The 23815-nt window shown below is 59.6% G+C and carries 15 protein-coding genes and 5 pseudogenes; 11 read left to right on the plus strand and 9 right to left on the minus strand.

Annotated features, from left to right (window positions below):
* Positions 1-248: 248 nt before the first annotated feature.
* Positions 249-1580, plus strand: coding sequence for a UDP-glucose dehydrogenase family protein (locus FJ970_RS16355; protein WP_140813099.1), 1332 nt, complete (start codon positions 249-251; stop codon positions 1578-1580).
* 330 nt (positions 1581-1910) lie between these two features.
* Here FJ970_RS16355 and FJ970_RS16360 read toward each other — a convergent pair whose 3' ends face one another.
* Positions 1911-2672 (minus strand): IS5 family transposase, encoded by a 762-nt coding sequence (locus FJ970_RS16360; protein WP_227791806.1) that lies wholly within the window; start codon positions 2670-2672, stop codon positions 1911-1913.
* 142 nt (positions 2673-2814) lie between these two features.
* Here FJ970_RS16360 and FJ970_RS16365 point away from each other — a divergent pair.
* From FJ970_RS16365 to FJ970_RS16375, 3 genes and pseudogenes are all read left to right on the plus strand, one after another.
* Positions 2815-4093, plus strand: a pseudogene (locus FJ970_RS16365) (IS701 family transposase).
* Positions 4094-4993: 900 nt separating this feature from the next.
* On the plus strand, positions 4994-6073 hold the full coding sequence (locus tag FJ970_RS16370) for a glycosyltransferase family 4 protein (RefSeq protein WP_140764190.1): 1080 nt from the start codon (positions 4994-4996) through the stop codon (positions 6071-6073).
* Positions 6074-6089: 16 nt separating this feature from the next.
* Positions 6090-8300 (plus strand): amylo-alpha-1,6-glucosidase, encoded by a 2211-nt coding sequence (locus FJ970_RS16375; RefSeq protein WP_140764193.1) that lies wholly within the window; start codon positions 6090-6092, stop codon positions 8298-8300.
* 44 nt (positions 8301-8344) lie between these two features.
* Here FJ970_RS16375 and FJ970_RS16380 read toward each other — a convergent pair.
* Both FJ970_RS16380 and FJ970_RS16385 read right to left on the minus strand, forming a co-directional pair.
* Positions 8345-8455, minus strand: a pseudogene (locus tag FJ970_RS16380) (Hsp20/alpha crystallin family protein); the annotation flags it as partial.
* A gap of 66 nt (positions 8456-8521) precedes the next feature.
* A pseudogene (locus FJ970_RS16385) lies at positions 8522-8941 on the minus strand (Hsp20 family protein); the annotation flags it as partial.
* Positions 8942-8983: 42 nt separating this feature from the next.
* On the opposite strand from FJ970_RS16385, the gene FJ970_RS16390 reads away from it, so the two are divergent.
* Positions 8984-9478, plus strand: coding sequence for a Ku protein (locus tag FJ970_RS16390; RefSeq protein ID WP_265336232.1), 495 nt, complete (start codon positions 8984-8986; stop codon positions 9476-9478).
* A gap of 308 nt (positions 9479-9786) precedes the next feature.
* Here the strand turns inward: FJ970_RS16390 and FJ970_RS16395 are convergent, their stop codons facing one another.
* The 4 genes from FJ970_RS16395 to FJ970_RS16410 all read right to left on the minus strand — a co-directional run bounded on the left by FJ970_RS16395 (position 9787) and on the right by FJ970_RS16410 (position 14066).
* Complete coding sequence (locus FJ970_RS16395; protein WP_140764196.1) at positions 9787-11568, minus strand: thiamine pyrophosphate-requiring protein; 1782 nt, start codon at positions 11566-11568, stop codon at positions 9787-9789.
* Positions 11569-11594: 26 nt separating this feature from the next.
* Positions 11595-12632 carry an SDR family oxidoreductase gene (locus FJ970_RS16400; RefSeq protein ID WP_140764199.1) on the minus strand — a complete coding sequence of 346 codons (1038 nt, stop codon included), beginning with the start codon at positions 12630-12632 and terminating at the stop codon, positions 11595-11597.
* Positions 12633-13437: 805 nt separating this feature from the next.
* Positions 13438-13842, minus strand: a complete 405-nt coding sequence (locus tag FJ970_RS16405) for a hypothetical protein (protein ID WP_181178792.1) — start codon at positions 13840-13842, stop codon at positions 13438-13440.
* Entirely contained in the window at positions 13836-14066 is a 231-nt protein-coding gene (locus FJ970_RS16410) for a hypothetical protein (RefSeq protein ID WP_140764202.1), read from the minus strand. The genes FJ970_RS16405 and FJ970_RS16410 overlap by 7 nt, the downstream gene beginning before the upstream one ends.
* 350 nt (positions 14067-14416) lie before the next feature.
* Between FJ970_RS16410 and FJ970_RS16415 the strand changes: the two are divergent.
* Together FJ970_RS16415 and FJ970_RS16420 are read left to right on the plus strand one after the other, a co-directional pair.
* Positions 14417-15460 (plus strand): annotated as a pseudogene (locus tag FJ970_RS16415) (IS256 family transposase); the annotation flags it as partial.
* A 297-nt stretch (positions 15461-15757) separates the two neighbouring features.
* On the plus strand, positions 15758-15985 hold the full coding sequence (locus FJ970_RS16420; protein ID WP_140764205.1) for a hypothetical protein: 228 nt from the start codon (positions 15758-15760) through the stop codon (positions 15983-15985).
* A gap of 72 nt (positions 15986-16057) precedes the next feature.
* Here the strand turns inward: FJ970_RS16420 and FJ970_RS16425 are convergent.
* Both FJ970_RS16425 and FJ970_RS33805 read right to left on the minus strand, forming a co-directional pair.
* Positions 16058-16777: pseudogene (locus tag FJ970_RS16425) on the minus strand (SIS domain-containing protein); the annotation flags it as partial.
* Positions 16704-17042: a hypothetical protein gene (locus FJ970_RS33805; protein WP_321575679.1), complete on the minus strand. Its 339-nt coding sequence runs from the start codon at positions 17040-17042 to the stop codon at positions 16704-16706. The gene FJ970_RS33805 and the pseudogene FJ970_RS16425, both read right to left, overlap by 74 nt.
* Positions 17043-17221: 179 nt before the next feature.
* Here FJ970_RS33805 and FJ970_RS16435 point away from each other — a divergent pair, with 179 nt between their 5' ends.
* From FJ970_RS16435 to asnB, 4 genes are all read left to right on the plus strand, one after another.
* Positions 17222-18658: a calcium-binding protein gene (locus FJ970_RS16435; RefSeq protein ID WP_140764208.1), complete on the plus strand. Its 1437-nt coding sequence runs from the start codon at positions 17222-17224 to the stop codon at positions 18656-18658.
* A gap of 682 nt (positions 18659-19340) precedes the next feature.
* Complete coding sequence (locus tag FJ970_RS16440) at positions 19341-20561, plus strand: glycosyltransferase family 4 protein (protein ID WP_140764211.1); 1221 nt, start codon at positions 19341-19343, stop codon at positions 20559-20561.
* Positions 20558-21832 carry an O-antigen ligase family protein gene (locus tag FJ970_RS16445; RefSeq protein WP_140764214.1) on the plus strand — a complete coding sequence of 425 codons (1275 nt, stop codon included), beginning with the start codon at positions 20558-20560 and terminating at the stop codon, positions 21830-21832. Before FJ970_RS16440 ends, FJ970_RS16445 begins: the two co-directional genes overlap by 4 nt.
* The gene (asnB, locus tag FJ970_RS16450; protein WP_140764217.1) at positions 21820-23814 is read left to right on the plus strand and encodes an asparagine synthase (glutamine-hydrolyzing); all 1995 of its coding nucleotides are present in this window, start codon (positions 21820-21822) and stop codon (positions 23812-23814) included. Before FJ970_RS16445 ends, asnB begins: the two co-directional genes overlap by 13 nt.
* The last annotated feature ends 1 nt before the right edge of the window (position 23815 follow it).

Raw genomic sequence — 23815 nt, forward strand, 5'->3', positions numbered from 1 at the left:
GCGATTCTCATTCCATGGTGCACGAAGCCGTCGACCGTTGCTCCGCAGACGTATTCGAGAGGCACTAGCCCTTGCGTTTGGGTTAGATACTGCATGCCAAGCAAGTCGGTTTCATCGCTGTGGATCGGGGGTGCGAGTTCGGGCTTCCGGATAAGATCATGCCGAACTGACTAGGCCGGTCCGGCCACCGGGACATCTGAACCGACCAGGCCTATTCGCGGCCTAGTCCTGCACAGAAAGAGATCCGAATGAACTTGACGGTGTTTGGAATTGGCTATGTCGGCCTCGTACAGGCGGCGGTGCTTGCCGAAGTTGGCCACCAGGTTGTCTGCGTCGATATCGACGCAAGCAAGGTGGAGCGGCTCAACCAGGGCTTTGTCCCGATCTTCGAGCCAGGCCTTGAAAGCATCGTCAGGGAGAATCACGCCGCTGGCCGCATCAAGTTCACCACCGATGCGGCGGCTGCCGTCAGGCATGGCGAAATCCAGATGATCGCGGTCGGCACGCCGCCCGGCGAGGACGGTTCGGCCGACCTCAAATATGTCCTGGCGGTCGCCGAGACCATCGGCCGCGAGATGGATACCGCCAAGATCGTCGTCGGCAAATCGACAGTGCCGGTCGGCACCTGCGAAAAGGTGAAGGCCAGGATCGCCGAGACGCTGAAGAAGCGCGGGCGCGAGGATTTGAGCTTCGACGTCGCCTCCAATCCAGAATTCCTCAAGGAGGGCTCCGCCGTCGCCGACTGCATGAAGCCGGATCGCATCATCGTCGGCACCGACAGCGAGGACACCGAGGCGGTGATGCGCGAACTCTACGCGCCCTTCAATCGCAACCACGAGAAGATGATCGTGATGGACGTGCGCAGCGCCGAATTCACGAAATACGCCGCCAATTGCATGCTGGCGACCAAGATCAGCTTCATGAACGAGATGGCGAACCTTGCCGAGCAGCTCGGCGCGGACATCGAGGAGGTGCGCAAAGGCATCGGCAGCGATCCGCGCATCGGCTACCATTTCATCTATCCGGGTCTCGGCTATGGCGGCTCGTGCTTTCCCAAGGATGTCCGTGCCCTGATCAAGACCGCCGAGGGCGTCAAGTTCGACGCCAAGCTGCTGCGCGCCGTCGAGGAGCGCAACAATGACCAGAAATCCGTCCTGTTCGACAAGGTGCACCGCTATTTCAAGGGCAACCTCGAGGGCAAGACCTTCGCGCTGTGGGGCTTGGCCTTCAAGCCCAACACCGACGACATGCGCGAGGCGCCCGCGCGTGTCCTGATGGAAGCGCTCTGGAACGCCGGCGCGACCGTGCAGGCCTATGACCCCGAGGCCATGCAGGAATGCCAGGCCATCTACGGGCTGCGCGACGACCTGATGCTGTGCGGCACCAAGGAAGCGGCATTGCGCGGCGCCGATGCGCTGCTGATCGCCACCGAATGGAAGAGTTTCCGCGCACCGTCCTTCGATGCACTGAAGGATGCACTGACCACGCCGGTCATCTTCGATGGCCGCAACCTCTACGATCCCAAGGTCGTGGCGCGCCACGGCATCGAATATCACTCGATCGGCAGAATGGCGGCATGACGCGACGATTGGAGTTCGGCACCTGCGACGGCCGCGTTGACATGGAGGAAATCCAGTCCTTCTTTCATGGATCTGGCAATCGGGAGTAGGATTAATCTTGGGCGTCGGCCGGTTACCACTCAGTCAGCCAAGCCTGGACAGGCCCGACGAGACCTCTCCTAAGCACTCGGGCGGCAAGGGGCGGCCCGTCAAGGCTTCGATCATTGCGGTACGTAGGCGTAACTGTTTTGTTCACGGAACGTATCGGAATCAGACACGGTGCAAACCAGATTCAAAACGGGTATCTCTGGGACTTTTTCATCAACCTGCTAGGGCGTAGTGACGATTTAACTACCTGAGCCAGATGGCGATAGCTGCAAGTTTGACAAAGCCCATGAAGTTGGCGAGCAGCTTGTCGTATCGAGTTGCGACGCGGCGGAACTGTTTGAGTTTGTTGAAGAAACGCTCGATGATGTTGCGCTCCTTGTAGAGATCAGCGTCGTAGGGACGCTGATGCTTTCGATTGCGCTTGGGCGGGATGACGACGTCGGCGCCTATTTCTGCGATCTTTTCAAGCAAATGGTCGGCGTCATAGCCCTTGTCGGCGATCGCTGCGCCGGTCTCGAAGCCGTCGACGAGATCATGCGCGAAGGCGATGTCATTACGCTGCCCTGGGCTTGCGATCAGGCGAACCGGTAACCCAAGAGCATCGCCTGCCGCATGGATTTTGGTGCTCAGGCCGCCGCGAGACCGGCCCAGACCTTGGGCATCCGCCCCCCTTTTGACCGGCGCGCACCGGCGGGCGTGCTGATGAGCGCGCACAATGGTCGAGTCGATCATCAGCCATTCCAGATCGGCTTCGCGCGCAAGAACCATAAGCATCTCGTCGAGAACGCCCATTTCGATCCAGCGATAGTAGCGCCGCTTCACGGATCGATAGTCGCCGAGCCGCTCGGGTAGATCACGCCAGCGCCCACCCGAGCGGGCCATCCACAGCAGGGCATCGAGGAACTTCCGGTTGTCGGTGCGCGGGCCGCGCTTGCCCTTCGTACCGCCAGGCACAAAGCCCTTGATCCGTTCCCACTGATCGTCTCGAAGCGCATCGCAGTCCATCGCTGACCTCCAAAAATCAGCGTTGAATCTGATTTGCGCTTCCTTGGGAATCCCAACCCGTTAAATCGTCACTACGTCCTAGCACTACTTTGGCAGATTTTTAGCGGCGGCGCGTTTTTGGAATTCCCAAGAGAGAGTTTGCGTGATTCATGGGAGGTCGGCTTGTGGAGGGCCGATCAATGGATGTGGACTGGCAAGCCGATCTCGAGCACTGGCTTCAACCGTTTTTGGCAGGTCTTTCGCATCCAGCTCGGCGCCGGATGTGTCCGCTGTACATTGCTGGTCTGATCGGGCCGGGCGACCGTAAGAGCGTACAACCGATGGCCGCGCGCACTGGCGAGGTCGGCTACGATCAGCTTCATCATTTCGTCGCGGCAGGGGTTTGGGACAGCGCCCCGCTCGAGGCCGCCCTGCTGAAGGAGGCAGATCGCCTGGTCGGCGATGAGGCGGGTTTTCTCGTCATCGACGACACAGCGTTACCGAAGAAGGGACAACATTCGGTTGGTGTCGCGCCTCAATACGCTTCGTCGCTTGGCAAGACGTCCAATTGCCAGTCACTGGTGTCGGTGACCCTGGCCTCGCGCGAAGTGCCGGTGATGGTGGGCCTTCGGCTCTTCCTGCCCGACACCTGGACGAATGATCCCGAGCGGATGATGCGGGCGCGCGTCCCGAAGGATCGACAGGTCGCTCTGACAAAGCCGGAGATCGCCATCGAAGAGATCGATCGTATCATCGCCTCCGGCGTGCGTTTCGGCTGCGTGCTTGCCGACGCGGGTTACGGGTCGAGCAGCTCTTTTCGTCAGGCTTTAAGTGAGCGCGGTCTGCTGTGGGCTGTAGGACTATCGCGACGCCAAAACGTCTATCCGGCCGATGTTGATCTGATCTTCCCGGTCGCGACCACCGGCAGGCGCCGCCAATATCATGTCCCAGACCAGCCGCCGGTCTCTGCCGAGGTGATGCTGTCTGGTGAGAGATGGCACAAGATAAGCTGGCGGCGCGGCACTAAAGGTCGGCTGACATGCCTCTTTGCGGCTCGCCGTGTCCGCGTTGCGGATGGTCATAAGCACCGGATGCTCGACAATCGCGTGCAATGCATGCCAGGCGACGAGGTCTGGCTCGTCGGCGAACGCCGGTCGACTGGCGAGCAAAAATACTATGTGTCGAACCTACCGGCCGATGCGAGCCTCAAGATGCTCGCCGCCACGATCAAGGCCAGGTGGGTTTGTGAGCAGGCACATCAGCAATTGAAGGAGGAACTCGGCCTCGACCACTTCGAAGGCCGATCATGGACTGGATTACATCGACATGCCTTGATGACCATGATCGCCTACGCCTTTCTCCAAGCCCGCCGCCTCAAAGCAGCGGGACGAAAAAAAAAGAGTCGGCGGACCACCGCCACAACCGAGCATGCCAGCTGTTAGACAAGCCATTCTCGACCTCTTCACGCGATCGCCACCCCGCAGATGTCCTCACTGTCAGAAGCTGCCCGCACACGCCCTCAAACCTAAACTGCCAAAGTAGTGCTAGGAGGTAGTGGGCTTTTTCAGGAAAAGCCGCGGTCGACTTGAACTAACCCCCGAACGGTTGGACATAACCTTCGGGGCCGAGCGCGGCTCCAACCTCGGCGTGTTACGGGCGAGCACCGGCCGGCGAGCGCGATGCTGAAGGCGTTTTTGCTGTGCTATCTCGCGTGCTCTATGTGCAGACCGGCTTCACCGCACTGGTCAATGCTCGTTCGAAACTGGACGAGCGCTTGCCACGCTGGCTGCTCATGTGTCACGACCGCATCCTTCACGACGATTTTTTATATTATCCACGAGTTCATGGTGGTCATGTTGAGCGTTCGTCGGCCGGGCGTTGCCGCTTCCCGCACCTGCGGCTGGCCGGATCCGGGCCATCGAATGGGCTCAGGAAGTCATTCAACGTCGTCTGGTCTTGAATGATCTGCCGGGTCGTGATGGCAACCACGGCCGGCAATTCTGGCGCACGATTGCGGTGAAGTCACTTGGGACCTTTGCCGTGGCCGGAGCAAAGCCGCAGGCGAGAGCATCAGAATTCCCGCAAGCAAGGTCACGCACACTCGCTTCGTTGAACTCACGGACATGCCAGAACCTCCATGATAGATCCTCCTGGTCAGAACCGCACATCCGCGTGGGAAGCTCGGCCAGTGCTCCCGACCGATCGTCATCTGCGAGCATCTGTCCGCCGGCAAGACAGGCTCGCTCAGCGCCGGAACAATCTGGATTCTGCGGTGTTAGGTTCCCCGAAAAGCCGGAAGTGGGTGCACCGAATCGGGTGAACGACACAAATGGACTGGATCGATGAGGGTTGCCCAAGTCGCACCGTTAACAGAAAGCGTTCCCCCAAAATTCTATGGTGGTACCGAGCGGATCGTGTCGTACCTTGCCGAGGAGCTTGTCCGTCGCGGTCATGAGGTCACGCTTTTCGCAAGTGGAGATTCGCACACCTCGGCGGAGCTGATAAAATGCTGCGACCGGGCCTTGAGACTTGATCCGACTGTCCTCGATCCCGTTCCACATCACATCATAATGCTCGATCGCGTTCGACGGGTTGCCGACGAGTTCGACGTCATTCATTTTCACACTGATCTGCTGCAGTTCCAACTGCTCAATACCATCCAAACTCCTGCGCTCACGACGCTGCATGGGCGTCTTGATCTTCCTGACCTGCATCCGTTCTATCAAAGCTTTCCCGACGTGCCGCTCGTGTCGATATCGGAAGAACAACGTCGCCCGATGCCGCCCGTCAACTGGCTCGGGACCGTCTATAATGGGCTACCGCGCGATCTACTGCCGATGACACCGGATCCCTCGGGCGATTATCTGGCGTTTCTCGGCCGTATTTCTCCGGAAAAAGGTCCGGAGACAGCGATCGAGATCGCCACGCGCGCTGGCATGACATTGAAGATCGCGGCCAAAATCGACAAGCAGGACAGGCTATTTTGGGAGAACGAAATCTCGCCCATGATCGCCACACATCCCAACGTGGAATTCCTCGGCGAAATAGATGAACATCATAAGGCTGATTTCCTTGGCAACGCCCGAGCATTGCTTTTTCCAATAAATTGGCCCGAGCCCTTTGGGTTGGTGATGATCGAAGCCATGGCATGCGGCACCCCCGTAATTGCGTTTGATCGAGGCGCGGTATCCGAGGTGATTGACCATGGGGTCTCGGGGTTTGTCGTAACAACAGTCGAGGAGGGAATTGAGGCGATAAGGTCGGCCGGCAATTTGGATCGGCGACGGATCCGGGCTGTTTTCGAAGAACGGTTCTCGGCCGAGCGTATGGCATTCGACTATGTGTCGATTTATAATCGTCTTGTCGCGCTATCATCAGGCGCTGCGATGGCTCGCGCCAGACGCGCTCAAGTGTCAGCTTGAAGTAGAGGTCTCAGCGATGCAATCCGTGAGTGCTGAAGCGATCTCCCATGCACCTTTTCCCGGGGGATCCGGCGTTACCCATCTTGCCCAGCTTTTCGTCCCCTCTCTGCAGGAGCGCCGGCCCCGAACACTCAAGCATGACGACATTTTCGGCGTCTTCGACCGTAACGGCGACGTCCTCTCTGGTCCTGGTAGCCCAGACGGGATTTACTATCGCGACACACGCTATCTTTCGCATCTTGGTCTGACGATCAATGGCGCCAGGCCTATGCTGCTCAGTTCGACATTGCGTGACGACAATGCCACCTTGACTTGCGATTTAACCAATCCAGACATTTTCGATGCCGAAGGCGTTCGCGTGCTGAAGCACGACTTAATTCATCTCCGGCGGTCCCGATTATTGTGGGGCGCCCGATGCTTCGAGCGGCTGGCTGTGCGAAATTTCGATGAATTTCCGCATCGTCTCCAGCTTGAACTGGTTTTCGCATCCGATTTTGCGGATCTTTTCGAGGTGCGGGGCACGCCGCGGCCTCAGCGAGGAGAGGATTGTCAACCGGACGTGGCCGGTAACCGGGTTACGCTCGCTTACATGGGCTTGGATGGCATGCGACGCGCTACCATTTTGTCCTTCGATCCCGTGCCGGCGACGCTCACCGGCGAACAGGCGAGGTTTGTGATCGAACTCGCACCTCACGAAACCCGTTCGCTTTTCGTCGATGTCGGCTGTGACCAGCGGGAAATCGGCGACCAGTCGCCTCGGCGCACCTTTTTCATTGCACTTCGCGATGCGCGGCGGGCGCTGCGTTATTCCACATCGAAGGCCGCCGCCATAACGACCTCCAACGAAATCTTTGATGAGGCGGTGCACCGAAGTGTGTCGGACCTCTACATGCTGATCACACAAACACCTGAGGGACCCTATCCCTATGCTGGCATTCCATGGTTCAGCACCGTGTTCGGGCGTGACGCTCTCATCACTGCCATGGAGATGCTTTGGCTCGACCCCTCGATAGCACGCGGCGTACTCCTTTATCTCGCAGCCAATCAGGCAACCGAGCTGGATCATGTGTCGGACGCGGAACCTGGGAAGATCCTTCACGAATTGCGGCGTGGCGAAATGGCGGTGCTTCGGGAGGTGCCGTTCCGCCGGTACTATGGCAGCGTCGACTCCACCCCCCTCTTTATCATGTTGGCAGGTGCTTATCTGGAGAGGACAAGCGATCTCGAAACATTGCAGCGTCTGATGCCCAATATCGAAGCTGCTCTCGCTTGGATCGGCGATTACGGTGACCGCGACAAGGACGGTTTCGTTGAGTACCAGCGATTGACGCCAGATGGTTTGGTAAACCAGGGTTGGAAGGACAGCAGCGATTCTGTTTTTCACGCAGACGGAACGCTCGCGAAGGGATCGATCGCACTCGCCGAGGTGCAGGCATACGTCTATGGAGCATGGTGCGCGGCCGCTGCCATCTCTCGTCGGCTCGGCAATTCGGCGCGAGCCAACAAGCTCGAAGCCAAGGCATCGGACCTCCGCGATCGCTTCGACGTCTGTTTTTTCGACGAGCAGCTCGGCACATATGTGCTTGCGCTCGACGGAGACAAGCGCCCCTGCAGGGTACGTTCGTCAAATGCCGGTCATGCACTTTTCACCGGTCTCGCGCGTGCCGAGCGAGCAAAGTCTGTGGTTCAGAGTCTCACGGAGCGCGCCTTTTTTACGGGCTGGGGTATCAGAACCATTGCTGCGACAGAGGCCCGCTACAATCCAATGAGCTATCATAATGGCTCTGTCTGGCCACATGACAACGCGTTGATCGCCGCCGGCTTCGCTCGCTATGGCTTCCGACACCAAGCTGCAAAGATATTCGAAGGTCTGTTCGCCGCTTCGACATATCTCGATCTGCGTCGCTTGCCAGAACTATTCTGCGGCTTCCCGCGCCAAAGTGCCCAAGCACCGACATTCTATCCGGTCGCATGCAATCCCCAGGCGTGGGCGGCCGCTGCGCCATTGCTTTTCGTGCAAGCTTGCCTCGGCCTCGAATTTGATCCGAATTCTCAGTTTGTCATTTTTGACGCCCCTGTCTTGCCGAGCTTCCTGGATCAAATCGTCCTGAGACGGCTTTCTCTGGGTGCCGGATCGGTGGACGTGGCGCTCCGTCGTACCGGCTCTCAGGTGGTCGTTGACGTTCTTGGCCGCACTGGATCGATCAGAGTCGTTGCGAAGAGCTGATCGACCGGCTTTTCGTCAGCCCTCCTCAACCGCTCAGAATTCCGGAACAGCCTGTTTGGCATCGACAGGAACGGGTCGCGCTCACCGTCACGGAAAAGGCTGGCGGCCTGGTCGCCATTGTCGCGGCCCCAAGGTATCAGATCACGGATACTCATGATTTTTCTCCTTTCGGCCGTTGGGTGTGAGGGTGCCGGGCAATGCCCGGCACCCTTGCGGAGATCTCAGGCGGCCTTCTTCTCGCCCTCGATCTGCTTCATCGCGCCCTTCGGCAGCGTCGTGTCGGCTGCGACCTCGATCTTGCGCGGCTTCATCTCTTCGGGAATCTCGCGCTTCAGATCGATTGTCAGCAGACCATTGACAAGGGCAGCGCCAACGACCTTGACGTGGTCGGCCAGTTCGAAGCGGCGCTGGAAGGCGCGCCCGGCGATGCCGCGATGCAGGTACTGACTCTTGTCATCGCTCTCGTCGTCGCCAGTCTTCTGACCAGATACCACGAGCATGTTCTGCTCCTGCGTGAGGGTCAGTTCGGCCTGCCAGAAGCCGGCCACCGCCATGGTGATGCGGTAATCGTCGTCGCTTGTCTTGGCGATGTTATAGGGAGGCCAGTTGTCGATCGTTTCGATGCGGCTGGTACGCTCGAGGTCGATTCATTCGTCGCAATCGAAGATGTCGACACCCGATATCTGGAAAAGCCTTACTACCTCATCCCGGCGGACGAAGCTTCCCTCGAAGCCTGTTCCATCCTACGCGACGCGATGGCGAACAAGCGGGTGGCTGCACGGTCTTGCGTGGTGCTCTACCAGCGCGGGCGCGAGGTGCTGATCCAACCCTTCCAAAACGGGATGCTGCTGACCGAATTGCGCACTCACAACGAGATGACGTCGGAAAAGACCGTGTTCAGTGGCTTGCAAAGCCCCAAATACGACGAAGACCTTCTTGAGATCGCCGGGCTGTTGATCGACAAGAAAGTCACCAAGTTCGATCCGTCGAAGTTCGAAGACACATACGAGGATGCGTTGATCGCGATGATCGACGCCAAGCGCAAAGGCAAAGCACCGCCCAAGCCGGCGCCGGCGCCAAAAGAGAACGTCATCGACTTAGCCTCAGTGCTTCACAAGAGCCTTGCCAAGGAAGGCATCAAGGGCGGCGCCAAATCCAAGGGCCGAAAGTCGGCATAGTGATGCTGCGTAATCCCCTTTCCAGGTATTTGCTCTGTTGGGAACGCTGACACGATCGAGAGAGCCGGAGTGACGAGAGGCGTCCACATCGCCCTGTTGTGAAAATTGCCGCGGTAATGCTCCATCGCGCTGTCAATCAGCACCGATGCGGCGATCATACCTGCCGCCCGGCTGAGATGCCGGGCAGCCGTGATCACCGCGCTCGGGGCGATGTCCTCCCGCCGCGATGAATGTGCCGGGACCGGCATGTTCACGACTGACTCCGGCTCAAGTGGATCGCGCCGCCGCTCACGTGTGCCGAACATGGCTCACTCGTTGCCCGGCAAAACGCCGGCCAGCATCTGCTTCGCGCTATTCTTGATGACGCTGGCGAGTTCGGGCTCGTCAGCCATCATCGTCATGAAATTCTTGGCATCCTTGAGGGTGATGTGCGGCGGCAGCGGCGGCACGTTCGGATCGGCCTTCATGTTCATGATGACAGGGCGATCGGAAGCCAGCGCCTCGTCCCATGCCGCACCGATCTGTTCGGGATCATCGCAGTAGATGCCCTTGAATCCGAGCAGTTCGGCATACTTGTGATAGGCAAAGTCGGGGATTGTCTGGGTTAGCGGCGTCTTGCCATCGCCAAGTTGCACGCGCTCCTCCCAGGTCACCTGGTTCAGGTCCTGGTTGTTGAGAACCATCACGACGAACCGCGGATCGGACCAGCTCCGCCAATATTTGCTCGCCGTGATCATCACGTTGAGCCCGTTCATCTGCATGGCGCCGTCGCCAATGAAGCCGATCACGGGCCGATCGGGATAGGCCATCTTGGCGGCGAGCGCATACGGCGTCGCGGCCCCCAACGAAGCGAGGCCTCCCGAAAGCGAACCCATCATGCCGCGCCTCATCCGGATGTCGCGCGCATACCAGTTAGCGACTGAACCTGAATCGCCTGTCATGATGACGTCGTCCGGAAGCCGCGCAGAAAGTTCGTGGAAAATGCGCTGGGGATTGACTGGATCGGCAGGCTCCATGGCGCGATCCTTGAGCGTCTCCCACCATTCAGAGACGTTTTTCTCGATCCCACGGCGCCAGGTCTCGTTCTTGTTCTGCTCGAGCAGCTGCAGGAGGGCGGCCATGGTCTGCTTGCTGTCGCCGATGAGGCTGTATTCCATTGGATAGCGCAGCGAGAGGTTGGCGCCGTCAATATCAATCTGGACGCCGCGCGCACTACCCGGCTTGGGCAGGAATTCGCTGTAAGGGAAGGCCGACCCCACCATCAAAAAAGTGTCGCACTGCTTCATCAGGTCCCAACTCGGCTTGGTGCCGAGCAGGCCGAGAGAACCGGTGACGAACGGCAGGTCGTCGGGCAATGCCGCCTTGCCAAGCAGTGCCTTAGCGACGCCGGCATTGAGTCGGTTGGCCACTGCCATGACCTCGTCGGTCGCATGCAGCGCGCCCGCACCGACCAGGATCGCGACCTTCTTGCCGCTGTTGAGGATCTCGGCCGCCTTCTTGATATCTTCGATGTCCGGGACCGTCGCGGCGCCGGGAAAACCGATGCCTGTGTGCGTAGCGCCATGAGCCATCGGCGCATCCTCGTATTCGAGCTCCTGCAGATCATTGGGAATGATGACGCAGGTGACCGCGCGCTTGGCCTGCGCGATCCGCACGGCGCGATCGATGCAGGTGCGAACCTGCGTGGGAACCACTGCGGTCACCACATACTCGGTGACGTCGGCGAAGAGGTTCTGCAGATCGACCTCCTGCTGGTAATTCGCGCCCAATGCCGAACGCGCCTGCTGTCCGACGATCGCGACAACCGGCACGTGATCCATCTTGGCATCGTAAAGGCCGTTCAGGAGATGAATGGCGCCCGGCCCCGAGGTTGCAAAGCAGAGGCCTACCTGCCCCGTGAACTTGGCATGCGCGGAAGCCATGAAGGCAGCCATTTCCTCGTGGCGGACCTGAACGTAATCCATATAACTCTTGGCCTTTTCGAGAGCGACGTCCAGCCCGCCAACGCCATCGCCGGGATATCCATAGACCCGCGACAGGCGCCACTCGTTGAGGCGCTTCCAGACGAATTCTGCAACATTCTGAGACATGGGATCTTCCTCGGCGGATAAAGTCGTCAGCGGCCTCCCCGTCCTGTCCTGGGCCTATCCGAGTTATGCTTCCAAGCATCCAGGCGTTTCGCGGCCCGAAGCGCCACGACAGCCAGTCCAATCGCGGTGACCGCGATGACCGATGCCTTGTGGCGATCCGTAAACATTTCCCAGCTTCGGTCGCGTGACTGGGCGTCAAAGCGGCCATGCGCCGAATAGTCACCCGACACCGGCTTGAACAGGTTCGCTGGAGCGTTCGGAGCGGTAGGGCGATCGGCAAGTTGTCCGCAATAGCCAGCCTTGGCGAGATAGCGGTCGATCAACCCCGGCGCGATGCGGTTGGCGAGGATCGCCTTGACTGTCGACCAGCCAACCCAGACGTCACGTCGCTTGTGCGTGGCGGCGAAGAAAATCGCGCGTGCCGGCACTTCGGGTTCGAAGATCGGGGCGACCGGCTTGGCCTTGCGACCCATCTTGTTGAGCGCCCAGTCGAATTGCGGCGTATTCACCGCAGGCAGGTCGACCATCGTCAGGTGTACATCGAGCTTGTCGTGGATGATCTCGGAACGCAGACTGTCGGTAAACCCCCTGATCGCTGCTTTGGCGCCGCAGTAAACCGATTGCAGCGGCACGGAACGATAGGCCAGCGCCGACCCGACGTTGACGATGGTTCCGCGATTGCGCACGCGCATTCTCTTCAGCGCCGCCATCATACCATGTACCTGTCCGAGGTAAGTCACCTTGGTGCCGCGCTCGACCTCTTCGGCAGTCAGCTTGGCGACGGGGGAAAATATCGTCGCCATCGCGACATTGACCCAAATGTCGATTGGACCGAGCTCCGCTTCGACCCGATCCGCGGCCGCCTCAACCGCGGCAGGATCGGCGACATCCGTCGGAATCGGCAGCGCGTTTACGCCGTACCGCCGCACATCATTGGCTGCCCGCTCAAGCCGCGCGGCATCACGCGAAAGCAGGCCGACATCGAAGCCCTCTCGAGCAAACTCCTCGACGGTGGCGCGACCGACGCCCGCGCCGGCACCTGTGATCACCACCACCTTGGCCATACATCTTCTCCTGGATATGGCCATCTAACGACGGGTTCGGAGTGTTGTTCCGGGCCGAATGGCGAAAATGGGCCACGGCGGAAACATTGGCGTCGTGCGCCGTTTAGGGATGGACAGCGCTGAGCGCCGCCTTGCCGCCGGGAGGATGGGTTGCTTGAACACTATCATTTGATCGCCATCGGCAGCTGCCTAGGCTGTGCTTCGTTCGCCTATGCGCCCGCGCCAACCGGAAAGCGCCTGATCCTCGAACGATTACCTACCGGGCGAGGAGGCTGACTGGAGCGCGCAGGCTGCCTTGGTCGACGGCAGGTACCAAGTCGGCCCACGCGCAGGTAATCTACATCGATCCAATGCTGGTGAAAACACGACAATGTGAAGCTGGTGACCAATGCCGACGGCCAAGAGGAACCCTGCCTCCCTGCAAAATTGGCGCGCCCCCGGCCGGAATGGCTCGTTCTGGACCGCGCTCCTGGTTTGAGCACGCTGAAACCACCGGCAAAAGCCATGCCGTGTGCGCAATGGCGAAGGATGCACCTGCTCGGCGGGGGGGCCGGAACGGAGGAGAGGGGACGGTTGTTCGGGTTGGAGCGGTGCCTGCACAAGTGCGGCGGGCCTGCGCCTAATCCTCGCCGTTCGCGGTTGACGTGAGGTATTCCTGAGCGGGGACGGGCCGCTTTCCCGAGGCCGCGCCAAGTCGCACGACAATTCGTTGCGCTAGCGCCACGGGACGTCCTTATCGCTGAAGGTGTTGAACTCGCCAGCAGATTGACCGTTCGATGACGTTCGCCGGGAATGGCGGGCTCAGCTATTTCTTCAACTGTCCACCAACGCGTGCGACGTAGCAACCCCCGTGAGCGAGAGCAGGACCTTCAATTTCGTTGCGGTCGATCTGCTGCACCTTGCCGCGGACTATCGCAAGCTCGGCCGGGACGTGGCCTGCCTCTTTTCTGGTCGCGGTGTCGACGGCAATCAGCCGCTTTAGTGATCGCAGAACCTCGCCGCGCGTCCAGCCGACCAAAAGCATGGAATCAACGAGTGCATGAAAGCCTGGTTGAATCGCCCCTTGGCATTCGATCCAACGATCGGGATGGTCTTCTGTTCGTCTCGGCGGATTGATGCTGCCTTGAGCACTGGAAATCTGGGGGCCGCCTTGTACATCCCCTGGAGAGTCTTTCATCTCGCCATCAGGCGCGAATTGCAGTCTCAGCATTTGCCATATCCAATAATATGTCGGTCTATCGCCGCCATTTGGGCGACAGGCTTAGCCATAAAGTAGGTCTGTTCGTTGATCTTGATGATCTTGTGGGTCGCGGGGTTCACAACGACCGGGCGGTTGTCGGGCAGGATATTTGACATTGGGAACTTCATGAATTCCGACGGCGTCGGCCAGCGCAATGCCGGCGTTGACTTCGACCCCTCGGGTTTCTGAAGCAAGTGGATGCTTCATGGCACACTCGCAGGACACCTGTTTCCTTTTCATTTTTCTCCCAACAGCCCCGATCATCAATGTAGTCAGCGCGCTGCCAACTTTGGGAGAACGCAAATGTTCCAACGGTGGGGCTTCGGTCGGGCATGCGCTGGACCTAAGTCTGATCGAATTGCGCAGTGGTGGCTTAGGTGGGGCTTAGGTCGTGTCCCATCAAGTGGTGTAGCTGGCGGTTACGAAGCCGCTCGCGAGCGCGCCGTTAGTAGCGCTGTAGCGAGTGAGCGGGGTGTCGGTGGTCATCGGCGTTTTCCGGTAGGGTTTGGTTGTTGACGCCAACCCCATTTCGGAAGGACCACCGATGACCGACGACATGATGAACCTGCGCACGCTCGTGGAGAAGACCCCGGATGCCGATCTGCTGCGCGAGATGATCGGCTTTGCCGCCGAGCGGCTGACGGAAATGGAGGTGGGCGCGGCCACCGGCGCCGGCTATGGCGAGAAGAACCCGCTGCGGCTCGCCCAGCGCAACGGCTACCGCGACCGGGACTGGGAGACGCGGGCCGGCACGGTCGAGCTGCGCATCCCGAAGCTCAGGAAGGGAAGCTACTTCCCGGGTTTCCTCGAACCGCGCCGCATGGCCGAGAAGGCGCTGACCGCCGTCATCCAGGAAGCTTATGTGCAAGGCATCTCGACCCGGTCGGTTGACGACCTGGTCAAGGCCATGGGGATGAGTGGCATCTCCAAGAGCCAGGTCTCGCGGCTGTGCGAGGAGATCGACGGTAAGGTGAAGGCCTTCCTCGAGCGGCCGATCGAGGGCGATTGGCCATACCTGTGGATCGATGCCACTTACCTGAAGGTGCGCCGCGGTGGGCGGATCGTTTCGGTCGCCGTCATCATCGCCGTCGGCGTCAACGCGGACGGCCGGCGCGAGGTCCTGGGCATGGAGATTGGCACCTCGGAGGCCGAGCCGATCTGGACGGAGTTCCTGCGCAAGCTGACACGTCGCGGCCTGCGCGGCGTCAAGCTCGTCGTCTCCGACGCGCACGAAGGCCTCAAGAGCGCCGTCACCAAGGTGCTGTGCGCGACATGGCAGAGGTGCCGCGTCCACTTCATGAGGAACGTGCTGGCCCATGTCGGCAAGAGCGGCCGCAGGGTCGTCTCAGCCTTCATCGCCACCGCGTTTGCCCAAGAGACCTCGGAAGCCGCCAGCGCCCAATGGCGCGCCGTCGCCAACCAGATCCGGCCTAAGGTGCCGAAGCTGGCGACAATCATGGACGACGCCGAGCCCGACGTGCTGGCCTACATGACCTTCCCGAAGGAACATCGCGCCAAGCTCCACTCGACGAATACGATCGAGCGCCTCAACGGCGAGATCAAGCGGCGCACCGAGGTCGTCGGAATCCATACCGCGCATGAGGTTGGCGTTTCGCCAGCATCGCAGGCGATCGCAAGGGCCAGTCCGACAGCCGCGGCGTCGGCTGGGAATTCATCCATGTCGCCATCAACGACGCCTCGCGCATCGCGTTTCTCCTTTGCGTGGTGCCATTTTCCGCGAGTAAGCGCCTCCAGACGCTTGCTTCCTTCCTGACAGATAGGTGTCCAGCGTAGAATTCAGTCGTCCAGATGCAGATCGGACCAGGTGTGTTGGAACCTAACCCATTAGCCGGCGTTGAAATTGGTCACGGTTGGGGGGCTTCTGATGCCCGTTTATCTGGTTGAGGAAATGCGGGGGAAACGTGCTGTGCGGGCCAGCAGGATTGAGGCTTCTACACCGCGCGCCGCGGCGTCCACCTTGAGCGGTCGACGCTTCACTGTGCGAAAATGGGGACGGGAATGGATTCAGGTGACCGATGAGCTATCGGGCAATGTATTTGTGTACTGCTTTGCCGAAGATGAAGAGTATAGGAAAGATACGGCGCTCGGCTAATAAGGTTATCCGGCAAATGAAATAAATAGGGATGATTGCCTCTCTCGCACGTCACTTTCGGTTTTGTTCAGCCTATTCCACCGTCACCGATTTCGCCAGATTGCGCGGCTGATCGACGTCGGTGCCCATGAACACGGCGGCGAAATAGGCGAGCATCTGGATCGGCAGCGCGTAGATGATCGGCGAGATGATTTCCGGCACATCCGGAAGCACGATGGTCTCCATCGTCTTCACGCTCACCTGTGCCGCGCCCTTGGCGTCGGTGATCAGGATGATCTTGCCGCCGCGAGCCGCTACTTCCTGCATGTTGGACACGGTTTTCTCGAAGATGCGATCGTGCGGCGCAATCACGATCACCGGCATGTTCTCGTCGATCAGCGCGATCGGCCCGTGCTTCAACTCGCCCGCGGCATAGCCCTCGGCATGGATGTAGGAGATTTCCTTGAGTTTTAGCGCGCCTTCCATGGCCAGCGGGAAATTGGTGTCGCGGCCGAGGTAGAGCACATCGGAGTAGCGCGATATCTCACGCGCGACCCGCTCGATCTGCTCTTCGAGCTTCAGCACCTGGTTGGCATAGCGCGGCGCTTCGGAGAGCTCCCGCACCAGGATTTTCTCCTGCTCTTTCGAGATCGTGCCGCGTGCCACGCCCGCCTGCACGGCGAGCCAGGCCAGTACTGAGAGCTGGCAAGTAAAAGCCTTGGTCGAGGCGACGCCGATCTCAGGCCCCGCCAGCGTCGGCAGCACGATGTCGGATTCGCGCGTCATGGTCGATTCGCGCATGTTGACGACGGCCATCCGTGGTGAAGTTGACGCGGTCGGCTGCGTGATTCTGCCTCGCGATGCTTTCAAGGCCCGGTTCCAAGATCGGGAGGAAGCCCGGATTGAGCCGCTCCACCTTCCTTGTGTCGATGTCGAGGCAGAGCATCCTGGTAACCACCTCGGCAAGCATTGCCGCCTGGACATAGCCAATTCCAAACACGTCAAGTCCATTCGTTCCGTCGGGCACGTCGAGTCGTTTTCGGGCCGGGCGGTTCAAAGGATTTGGTGCCATACGCATTTGGCTAGAAACGTTGGATGCATTCTCATCAACTCAAGCGGCGCACCATCAACTTTCGACGATTCCATGGCGATGCTGATCAAGGATTCTATCAGGCAGAGGTGCTATTTGATTTTGCCCTAACGTTTCGGTTCTTGTAGGCAGGTGTCGGGCGCTATCAAATCAGATGAGGGAATCAGATGCCTATTCTTCATTATACATCGGGTGGGTCGGGCGCCGACATTGCCGCCGCCGGGTTCAACCTCGCTGACGTTCAATCGGTTGCCCAAGTCAATGCCCTGCCTACCGGCATGAAGGGCCTAGTTTGGCTGAATGAGGCAGGCGGGACAACAACGTCTTTTATCGACAAAGTCACTCCGTTCATAGGCAACTCCAAGGTGTTTGGATTCTTCCTGCTTGATGAACCCGACCCCACGGGCAAATGGCATACATACGCGAGCGCGGCGAACCTGAAAGCCGAATCAGACTGGATCCACTCCCATTTTCCGGGCGCCAAGACCTTCATCACAATGATGAACATGGGATCGTCGGCAAATCCGGACTTTTCGAACACCTACAACCCAGCCAACACCCACATCGACTATTACGGATTATCACCCTATCCGGTTCGGACGGGAACAAGCACGACCGATTACAATATGATCGATAAAACGGTCGCTGCGGCGGAGGCTGCAGGCATCCCGGCGAGTAAAATCGTTCCGGTCTATCAGACATTTGGGGGCGGCACTTGGATCACCGACACCGATGGGAAATATGTGCTTCCGTCGGCCTCCCAGGAGCAGACCATGATGGACCACTGGGCGAAGTTGGTTCCCTCACCAGCCTTCGACTATGCCTATGCTTGGGGTTCTCAGCAAGGCGACACAGCTTTGGGAGCCTCGCCAGCGCTGAGGGCTTTTTTCCTGCAGCATAATCAAAGTGTCGACGCGGTGGCGACGCAGCCTGATGGTGTCGCCATACAGCCTGCCGTTCACACATTCAAAGGCACTGGCAGATCGGATGTCTTTCATGGGACGACTGGCGCCGACACTATGATCGGGCAGGGAGGCAATGACACATATCATGTCAACAATGCAGGCGACCGGGCGATCGAGGTGGCGCGCGGCGGTAACGATACAGTGCTGGCCTCTGTGAGTTATGCGTTGTCGGCAGGATCGCAAATCGAGCACCTCGCAACGACGAATGCGGCCGGCAAAGGGGCGATCAACCTCACGGGCAACGCGTTCGGCCAGACCATCCAGGGCAATGCCGGTGACAACATCATCAGCGGCGCCGGAGGCCGGGATGTCTTGACAGGGCACGGCGGCGCGGACGTTTTCGTTTTCAATTCCGCCCTCGGCGCAGCCAATGTCGCGAAGGTTACTGACTTCAATGTAGCACGCGACAAGATCCAGCTCGACCATGCGGTGTTTGCCGGATTGCATGCGGGCGCCCTGCCTCCGGCGGCATTCCACATCGGCACAGGTGCGCATAGCAGCGCCGAGCACGTCATTTACAACAGCACGACTGGCGCGCTTTCGTACGACAGCGATGGAGTTGGCAGCGCACATCAAGTCCAGTTCGCTACGGTTTCTCCCCATATGTCGCTCTCGGCATCATCTTTCTTGGTACTGTAGAGAGCCTCTGGCCTTGCCTCCTGGCAAGGCTTACGCTCCCTGTCATGTCCTCCAGCGGCAGCTCTGCCGGTCGACTTTCATAGAATTTCAAGCAAGTCCACGGCTTCTCGGTGTTTGGGTGTATTCGAAGTAAGTGTCGTGCGACGCTTGGCCGAGGTACCTTTGTGCGTCCGGTCGCATCAATTTGTAGGACACTTAAACCAGCCCCCCATCCACCACGAACCTTCCAGCCGAAGCGGCGTGAAGTGCCGGCGGCGCAGATTTCGCAAATTTAGTCCATCAATATGGACGTAAGCCAAGATTGTAGGTAGCGGCGAGGCGTTGCTTGCTCCTCGGGACCTGTGTCTTGGTCAAATAGGATTCCGGCCCTCATTTTCCACCGCGGCGTGCCGGCCGAGCAAGATCGCTTTCGCCTCGGTAGCGAGGTGGCGACTCTCATCGATTCCATTTGTCCTGCTCCAGCGGTTGGTATTGCTGGCATCATCAAAGTGGCATCGTTTTGCATGCCGTGTCCTGCGGACGCAATGTGCTTCATTCAAACAGACGAGGACATTGGGACGGCCTGCCCCTAGCGTGGGGTTGGGTGCTAGCCGATGAAAGCGATCAAGCGGGCGATGAGGACAAATCCAAACGGGCATCACATCGTATGCTTGAACCGTCGCGCACGCGCGGGAGAGGCAGGATGAAGCCGCATCTGGCGTGTGTGGGTGGCGAGGATCACCCCCTGAGAATCCCGTTCCTATTGGCAGTGCGCGAACGGGGCTTCCGCGTCACTGCCGTTTCCAGTGACGATGGGAACGCGTTTGTGCCGCATGGGATTCCGCATCGTCGATTGTCTTTCGACCGCTTTGCCAAAGGCAGCGGGGAATTGGGTGAAATGAAAGCAATTCGCAAATTGCTGATCGAACTGCGGCCAGACATTATCCAGAGTTTCGACACCAAGCCCAACCTGTTGACGCCGCTAGCCGTACGCGGGCAGGTTCCCGTCATTCGCACGATCAATGGGCTTGGTTGGACATTCTCCTCACGCGAACCCAGGGCGCTCGCGCTGCGTCCCGTCTTTTGCGGTCTTCAAGGTCTCGCCTCGTTTTGGACTGCCGCAACCGTGTTTCAAAACCGGGATGACCAGGTCTTCTTCGAGCGCTACCGGCTGCTTGGACGCGGCGAGGGAAGGCTGATCCGAAGTTCTGGCATCGATGTAGAAGGATTCGCAACGGCAAGGCACCGCGGTCCTTCGGCCGCCACGATGCGAGAGAAGCTTGGCCTTGAGTCGGCGGAAATTGTCATATTTGTCGGCCGTCTGACCCGTCACAAGGGAATTCCAACGCTCCTTGAAGCCATCCCGCGTATCCTGACACAAAGGCCGAAAGCGCGTTTCGTGCTTGTCGGTCCGCGGGATTCCGAGGGCCCATTCGCAGTCAGGAAGTCAGATATTGACCGCTGCGCTCCTCACGTAATCGCCTTGGGCGCAAGGCGGGACGTTCCGGCGCTTCTTGGCATGGCGGATGTGTTCGCATTTCCCACGCAATATCGGGAAGGGGTTCCGCGCGTCTTGCTGGAAGCGGGATTGGCAGGATTGCCGGTCGTGGCCTCACGGATGCCAGGCTGCAATGACGTGATAGAAGACGGATGGAACGGCTATCTCGTTCCACCACGCGACGTGAATGCACTTGCGTCCAGGATAATCGACATTCTGTCCGATCCCGACCGCGGCAGACTCATGGGTAGTCGTTCCGTGGATTTTGTCAGGGAGCGGTTCGCACTCGCGGGGGTCGTCGATCAGTATTGCGATCTGTACAAAAACGTGCTCGCAAGCGCGCACGGCACTCTTTCGCGGTCAACTCCCACTGTTTTGCTGGCAAAGGCTTCGGGAAGCCGTCAACTGGACGGGGCTCGACAATGATCCGCGACGCCATCCTAGCCTGCGGCATTGTCATGTCATATGCCACGCAGCTTGTCATTCCTGGTTTGTCGACGGGCTACGCCGAATTGTTCCTAACGCTTTGGATCGCGCTTTCGGTAGGTCGACTTCTCGCAGGTGGACGCTTGGAAAGCTCCCCTGCGCTGACCCGGTTCACGATATTCTGGCTGATCCTGGCACTCGCTGTGGGTATAGGCGCCATTGTCGGTTATTTCACGACGGTGCTGGTGCTGGATCCGCTGCTGCACGATACGTTCGCATACATTCTGTTGATCGCCATCACATGCCTCACCGTTGCGGAACCGGACGCGGCGCAACGTCTGCGCCGCATTGGCTGGTGGGTCGTGGCAATCGCGACTGCGGGTTTTATCTGGCAAGTAGGGCTTGCGTGGGGTTGGGTTCACCAGTTTGGCATCGATCCATGGTACTGGGATCGCTTTTGCGGTTGGTCCGACAACCCGAACCAACTCGCGCTGTATTGCGCATTATTTGGCCCGCTCGCGCTACATCTGGCAATGACCACCGACGGTCGATGGGGTCGTTTACTTGGGCTCTGCAGTCTGATCCCGACCTTCTATCTTGGAAGGCTCACCAAAAGCGACACGTACCTTTATGCAACAATCCTGACCTGTTTGATATTTCTTGGCCTGAGGGGCCGGAACTGGCTTATGTCCAAGGGCGAAAAGCCCAGACTTTCGCGGCAGATCGGTCTCGTTTTCTTGATAGGCTGTGTGCCCTTGGCGATGGCGATGACACCTTATGCTCTGACTGAAGTCAGCAGCGCCGCGGAGTTCGCCAAGAGCCTCACCAAGGATAAGGGCGGAGATGCGACCGCCGAAACCGCAGCGCTGCGTCTGTTCCTCTGGAGCGAGGCCTTGGACAAGGGCGTGAGATCGGGATCGCTGGGCCTTGGCCCTGGACCACATCTGGAACGCCCGCCAATTACGGATTTGCAGTTCCTGCCGCGACCCTTCGAGGCCCACAGCACCATCCTGGACCTTTACACGCAGGGCGGCCTTGTCGCGGTCCTGGCCTTGGCGTGGATTGTCACCTGCGCAGCCCTGGCGGCGTGGCGAGCGAGATCCGATGCTCTGGTCGCTCTAGCGGTGTCTATCGTGGTCTTCGGAATTCCGCATCTCATCATCCGCCATCCCATCGTCTGGTTCGCGCTCTCTCTTTGCCTTGTCGCTCGAACGCCTCAGGCGGCTCGGCTGCATCACCTCAGCGAGGACACTACCCTATGTGTGCGATAGCCGGAATTCTCCTCGCGTCAGATGCCGCCGATGCGAGATCGCTCAGGGAGATAAGGCAAATGACCACGGCCCTTCGCCATCGTGGGCCCGATGGCGAGGGTTTATGGATGGACCGGGACGGCGGAATCGCCTTCGGTCACCGACGACTGGCCATTGTCGACCTTTCGGATGCAGGGCGCCAGCCAATGCAATCCGCGACTGAACGGTATGTCATTACGTTCAACGGCGAGATCTACAATTTTCGTGACCTGCGGCGTGTTTTGGAAAGTGCGGGCCACTGTTTCCGCGGCTCCAGCGATACCGAAGTGATGCTGTGTGCGATCGAGACGTGGGGCCTCGAAGCGGCCCTTGCACGCTTTGTCGGGATGTTCGCATTGGGCCTTTGGGATCGACAGACGCGCACCCTGCACCTTGCTCGTGACCGAATGGGTAAGAAGCCACTCTACATCGCACAGACGCACGATGCCTTGATCTTCGCGTCCGAGTTGAAGGCGATCAAATGTTTCCCCGGCTTCTCGCTCGAACTCGATGTCGGCGCGGCCACGGCCATGCTGTCAAAGGGATGGGTGCCCGATGACAGTTGCATCTGGCGCGGGGTGTTCAAGCTGTCCCCCGGCGCGATCCTATCCGTGTCTGCGGCAGATGTTGTCGAATGCCGCAGCGTCGGCTCTCTGGAAGGACGCGTCCGCCGCTGGTGGTCGTTGGCCGAAGTCGCGGTGACCGCGCGGCGGGAGCCGATCGCCGGCCCCGATGAGGAATTGACAACGGAACTGGATCAACTGCTCCGCGTTGCGGTGCGCGAACGTATGGTCGCCGACGTGCCGCTAGGCGCCTTCCTTTCGGGCGGAATAGATAGCTCAACCGTCGTCGCCCTGATGCAGGCGCAGTCTTCCAGGCCCGTCCGCACGTTCACGATTGCTTTCGACGAGAGCGGATTTGACGAGGCTCCCCATGCCGCCGCGGTTGCCCGGTATCTCGGCACGGATCATGCAGAACTTCACCTTTCGCCTGCTGCCATGCGTGACGTCATTCCGGAACTGCCGCGAGTCTGGGACGAACCGTTCGCGGATGAATCCCAAATTGCAACGCTTCTGGTGTCACGGCTGGCACGCCAACATGTCACGGTGGCGCTATCAGGGGACGGTGGCGACGAATGCTTCGCAGGTTATTCGAGGCACTTCCTGGCGGGACGGCTCAAAAGACAGCAAAACTTGCCACGTCCAGTGCGTTGGATGTTGGCGGCCGGGGCGGGATTCCTCGCCGGTGCCGCCGGCCAGGACTTCATCCGCGCCTTGCCACTCCCGACTGATGTGGGGCATGCGTTGCGAAGTGATCGGCTTCATCGCCTTTCCCGTTTGCTGGGAGCGTCCAGCGAGAGTGAATTGATTTGGCGGCTCACGGAATCGTCCACCGGAACACTTCTCCGGCGTGACCGATCCGCCTCGCATCTCGCCGCACCACAGCTCGACGACTTGCTGTCACGTCTCCTGTTCAACGACACGACCGGCTATCTGCCGGGCGATATACTGGTGAAGCTCGACCGCGCCAGCATGGCCTGCGGTCTAGAGGGACGATGCCCCATTCTCGATCATCGCGTCGTCGAATTCGCCTGGCGGCTCCCCAACAAGGCGAAGGTTCGCCACGGCAGAGGCAAGTGGATCCTTCGCCAGCTGCTGGGCCGATATGTGCCGCAGCGTTTGACCGACAGGCCGAAGCAAGGATTTGACGTTCCGATCAGCGCTTGGCTCAAAGGGCCTCTGCGGGCTTGGGCCTCTGATCTACTCGCCGACGCCCGCGTCCATGATGATGGAATCCTTGATCTGGCACGGGTGGACGCAACGTGGTGCGCCCACCTCAATGGACATCAGGATCATGCTCGCGACTTGTGGCCGGTATTGATGTTCCAGGCTTGGCGCCAAGAGGCCTTCAGGCCGGCGCCCATATCGCGCCTGTCTCACGAAATTGAACTTACAGGGGTATGAG

Origin of the sequence: Mesorhizobium sp. B2-1-8, assembly GCF_006442545.2 — a bacterium.
Classification (GTDB): Bacteria; Pseudomonadota; Alphaproteobacteria; order Rhizobiales; family Rhizobiaceae; genus Mesorhizobium.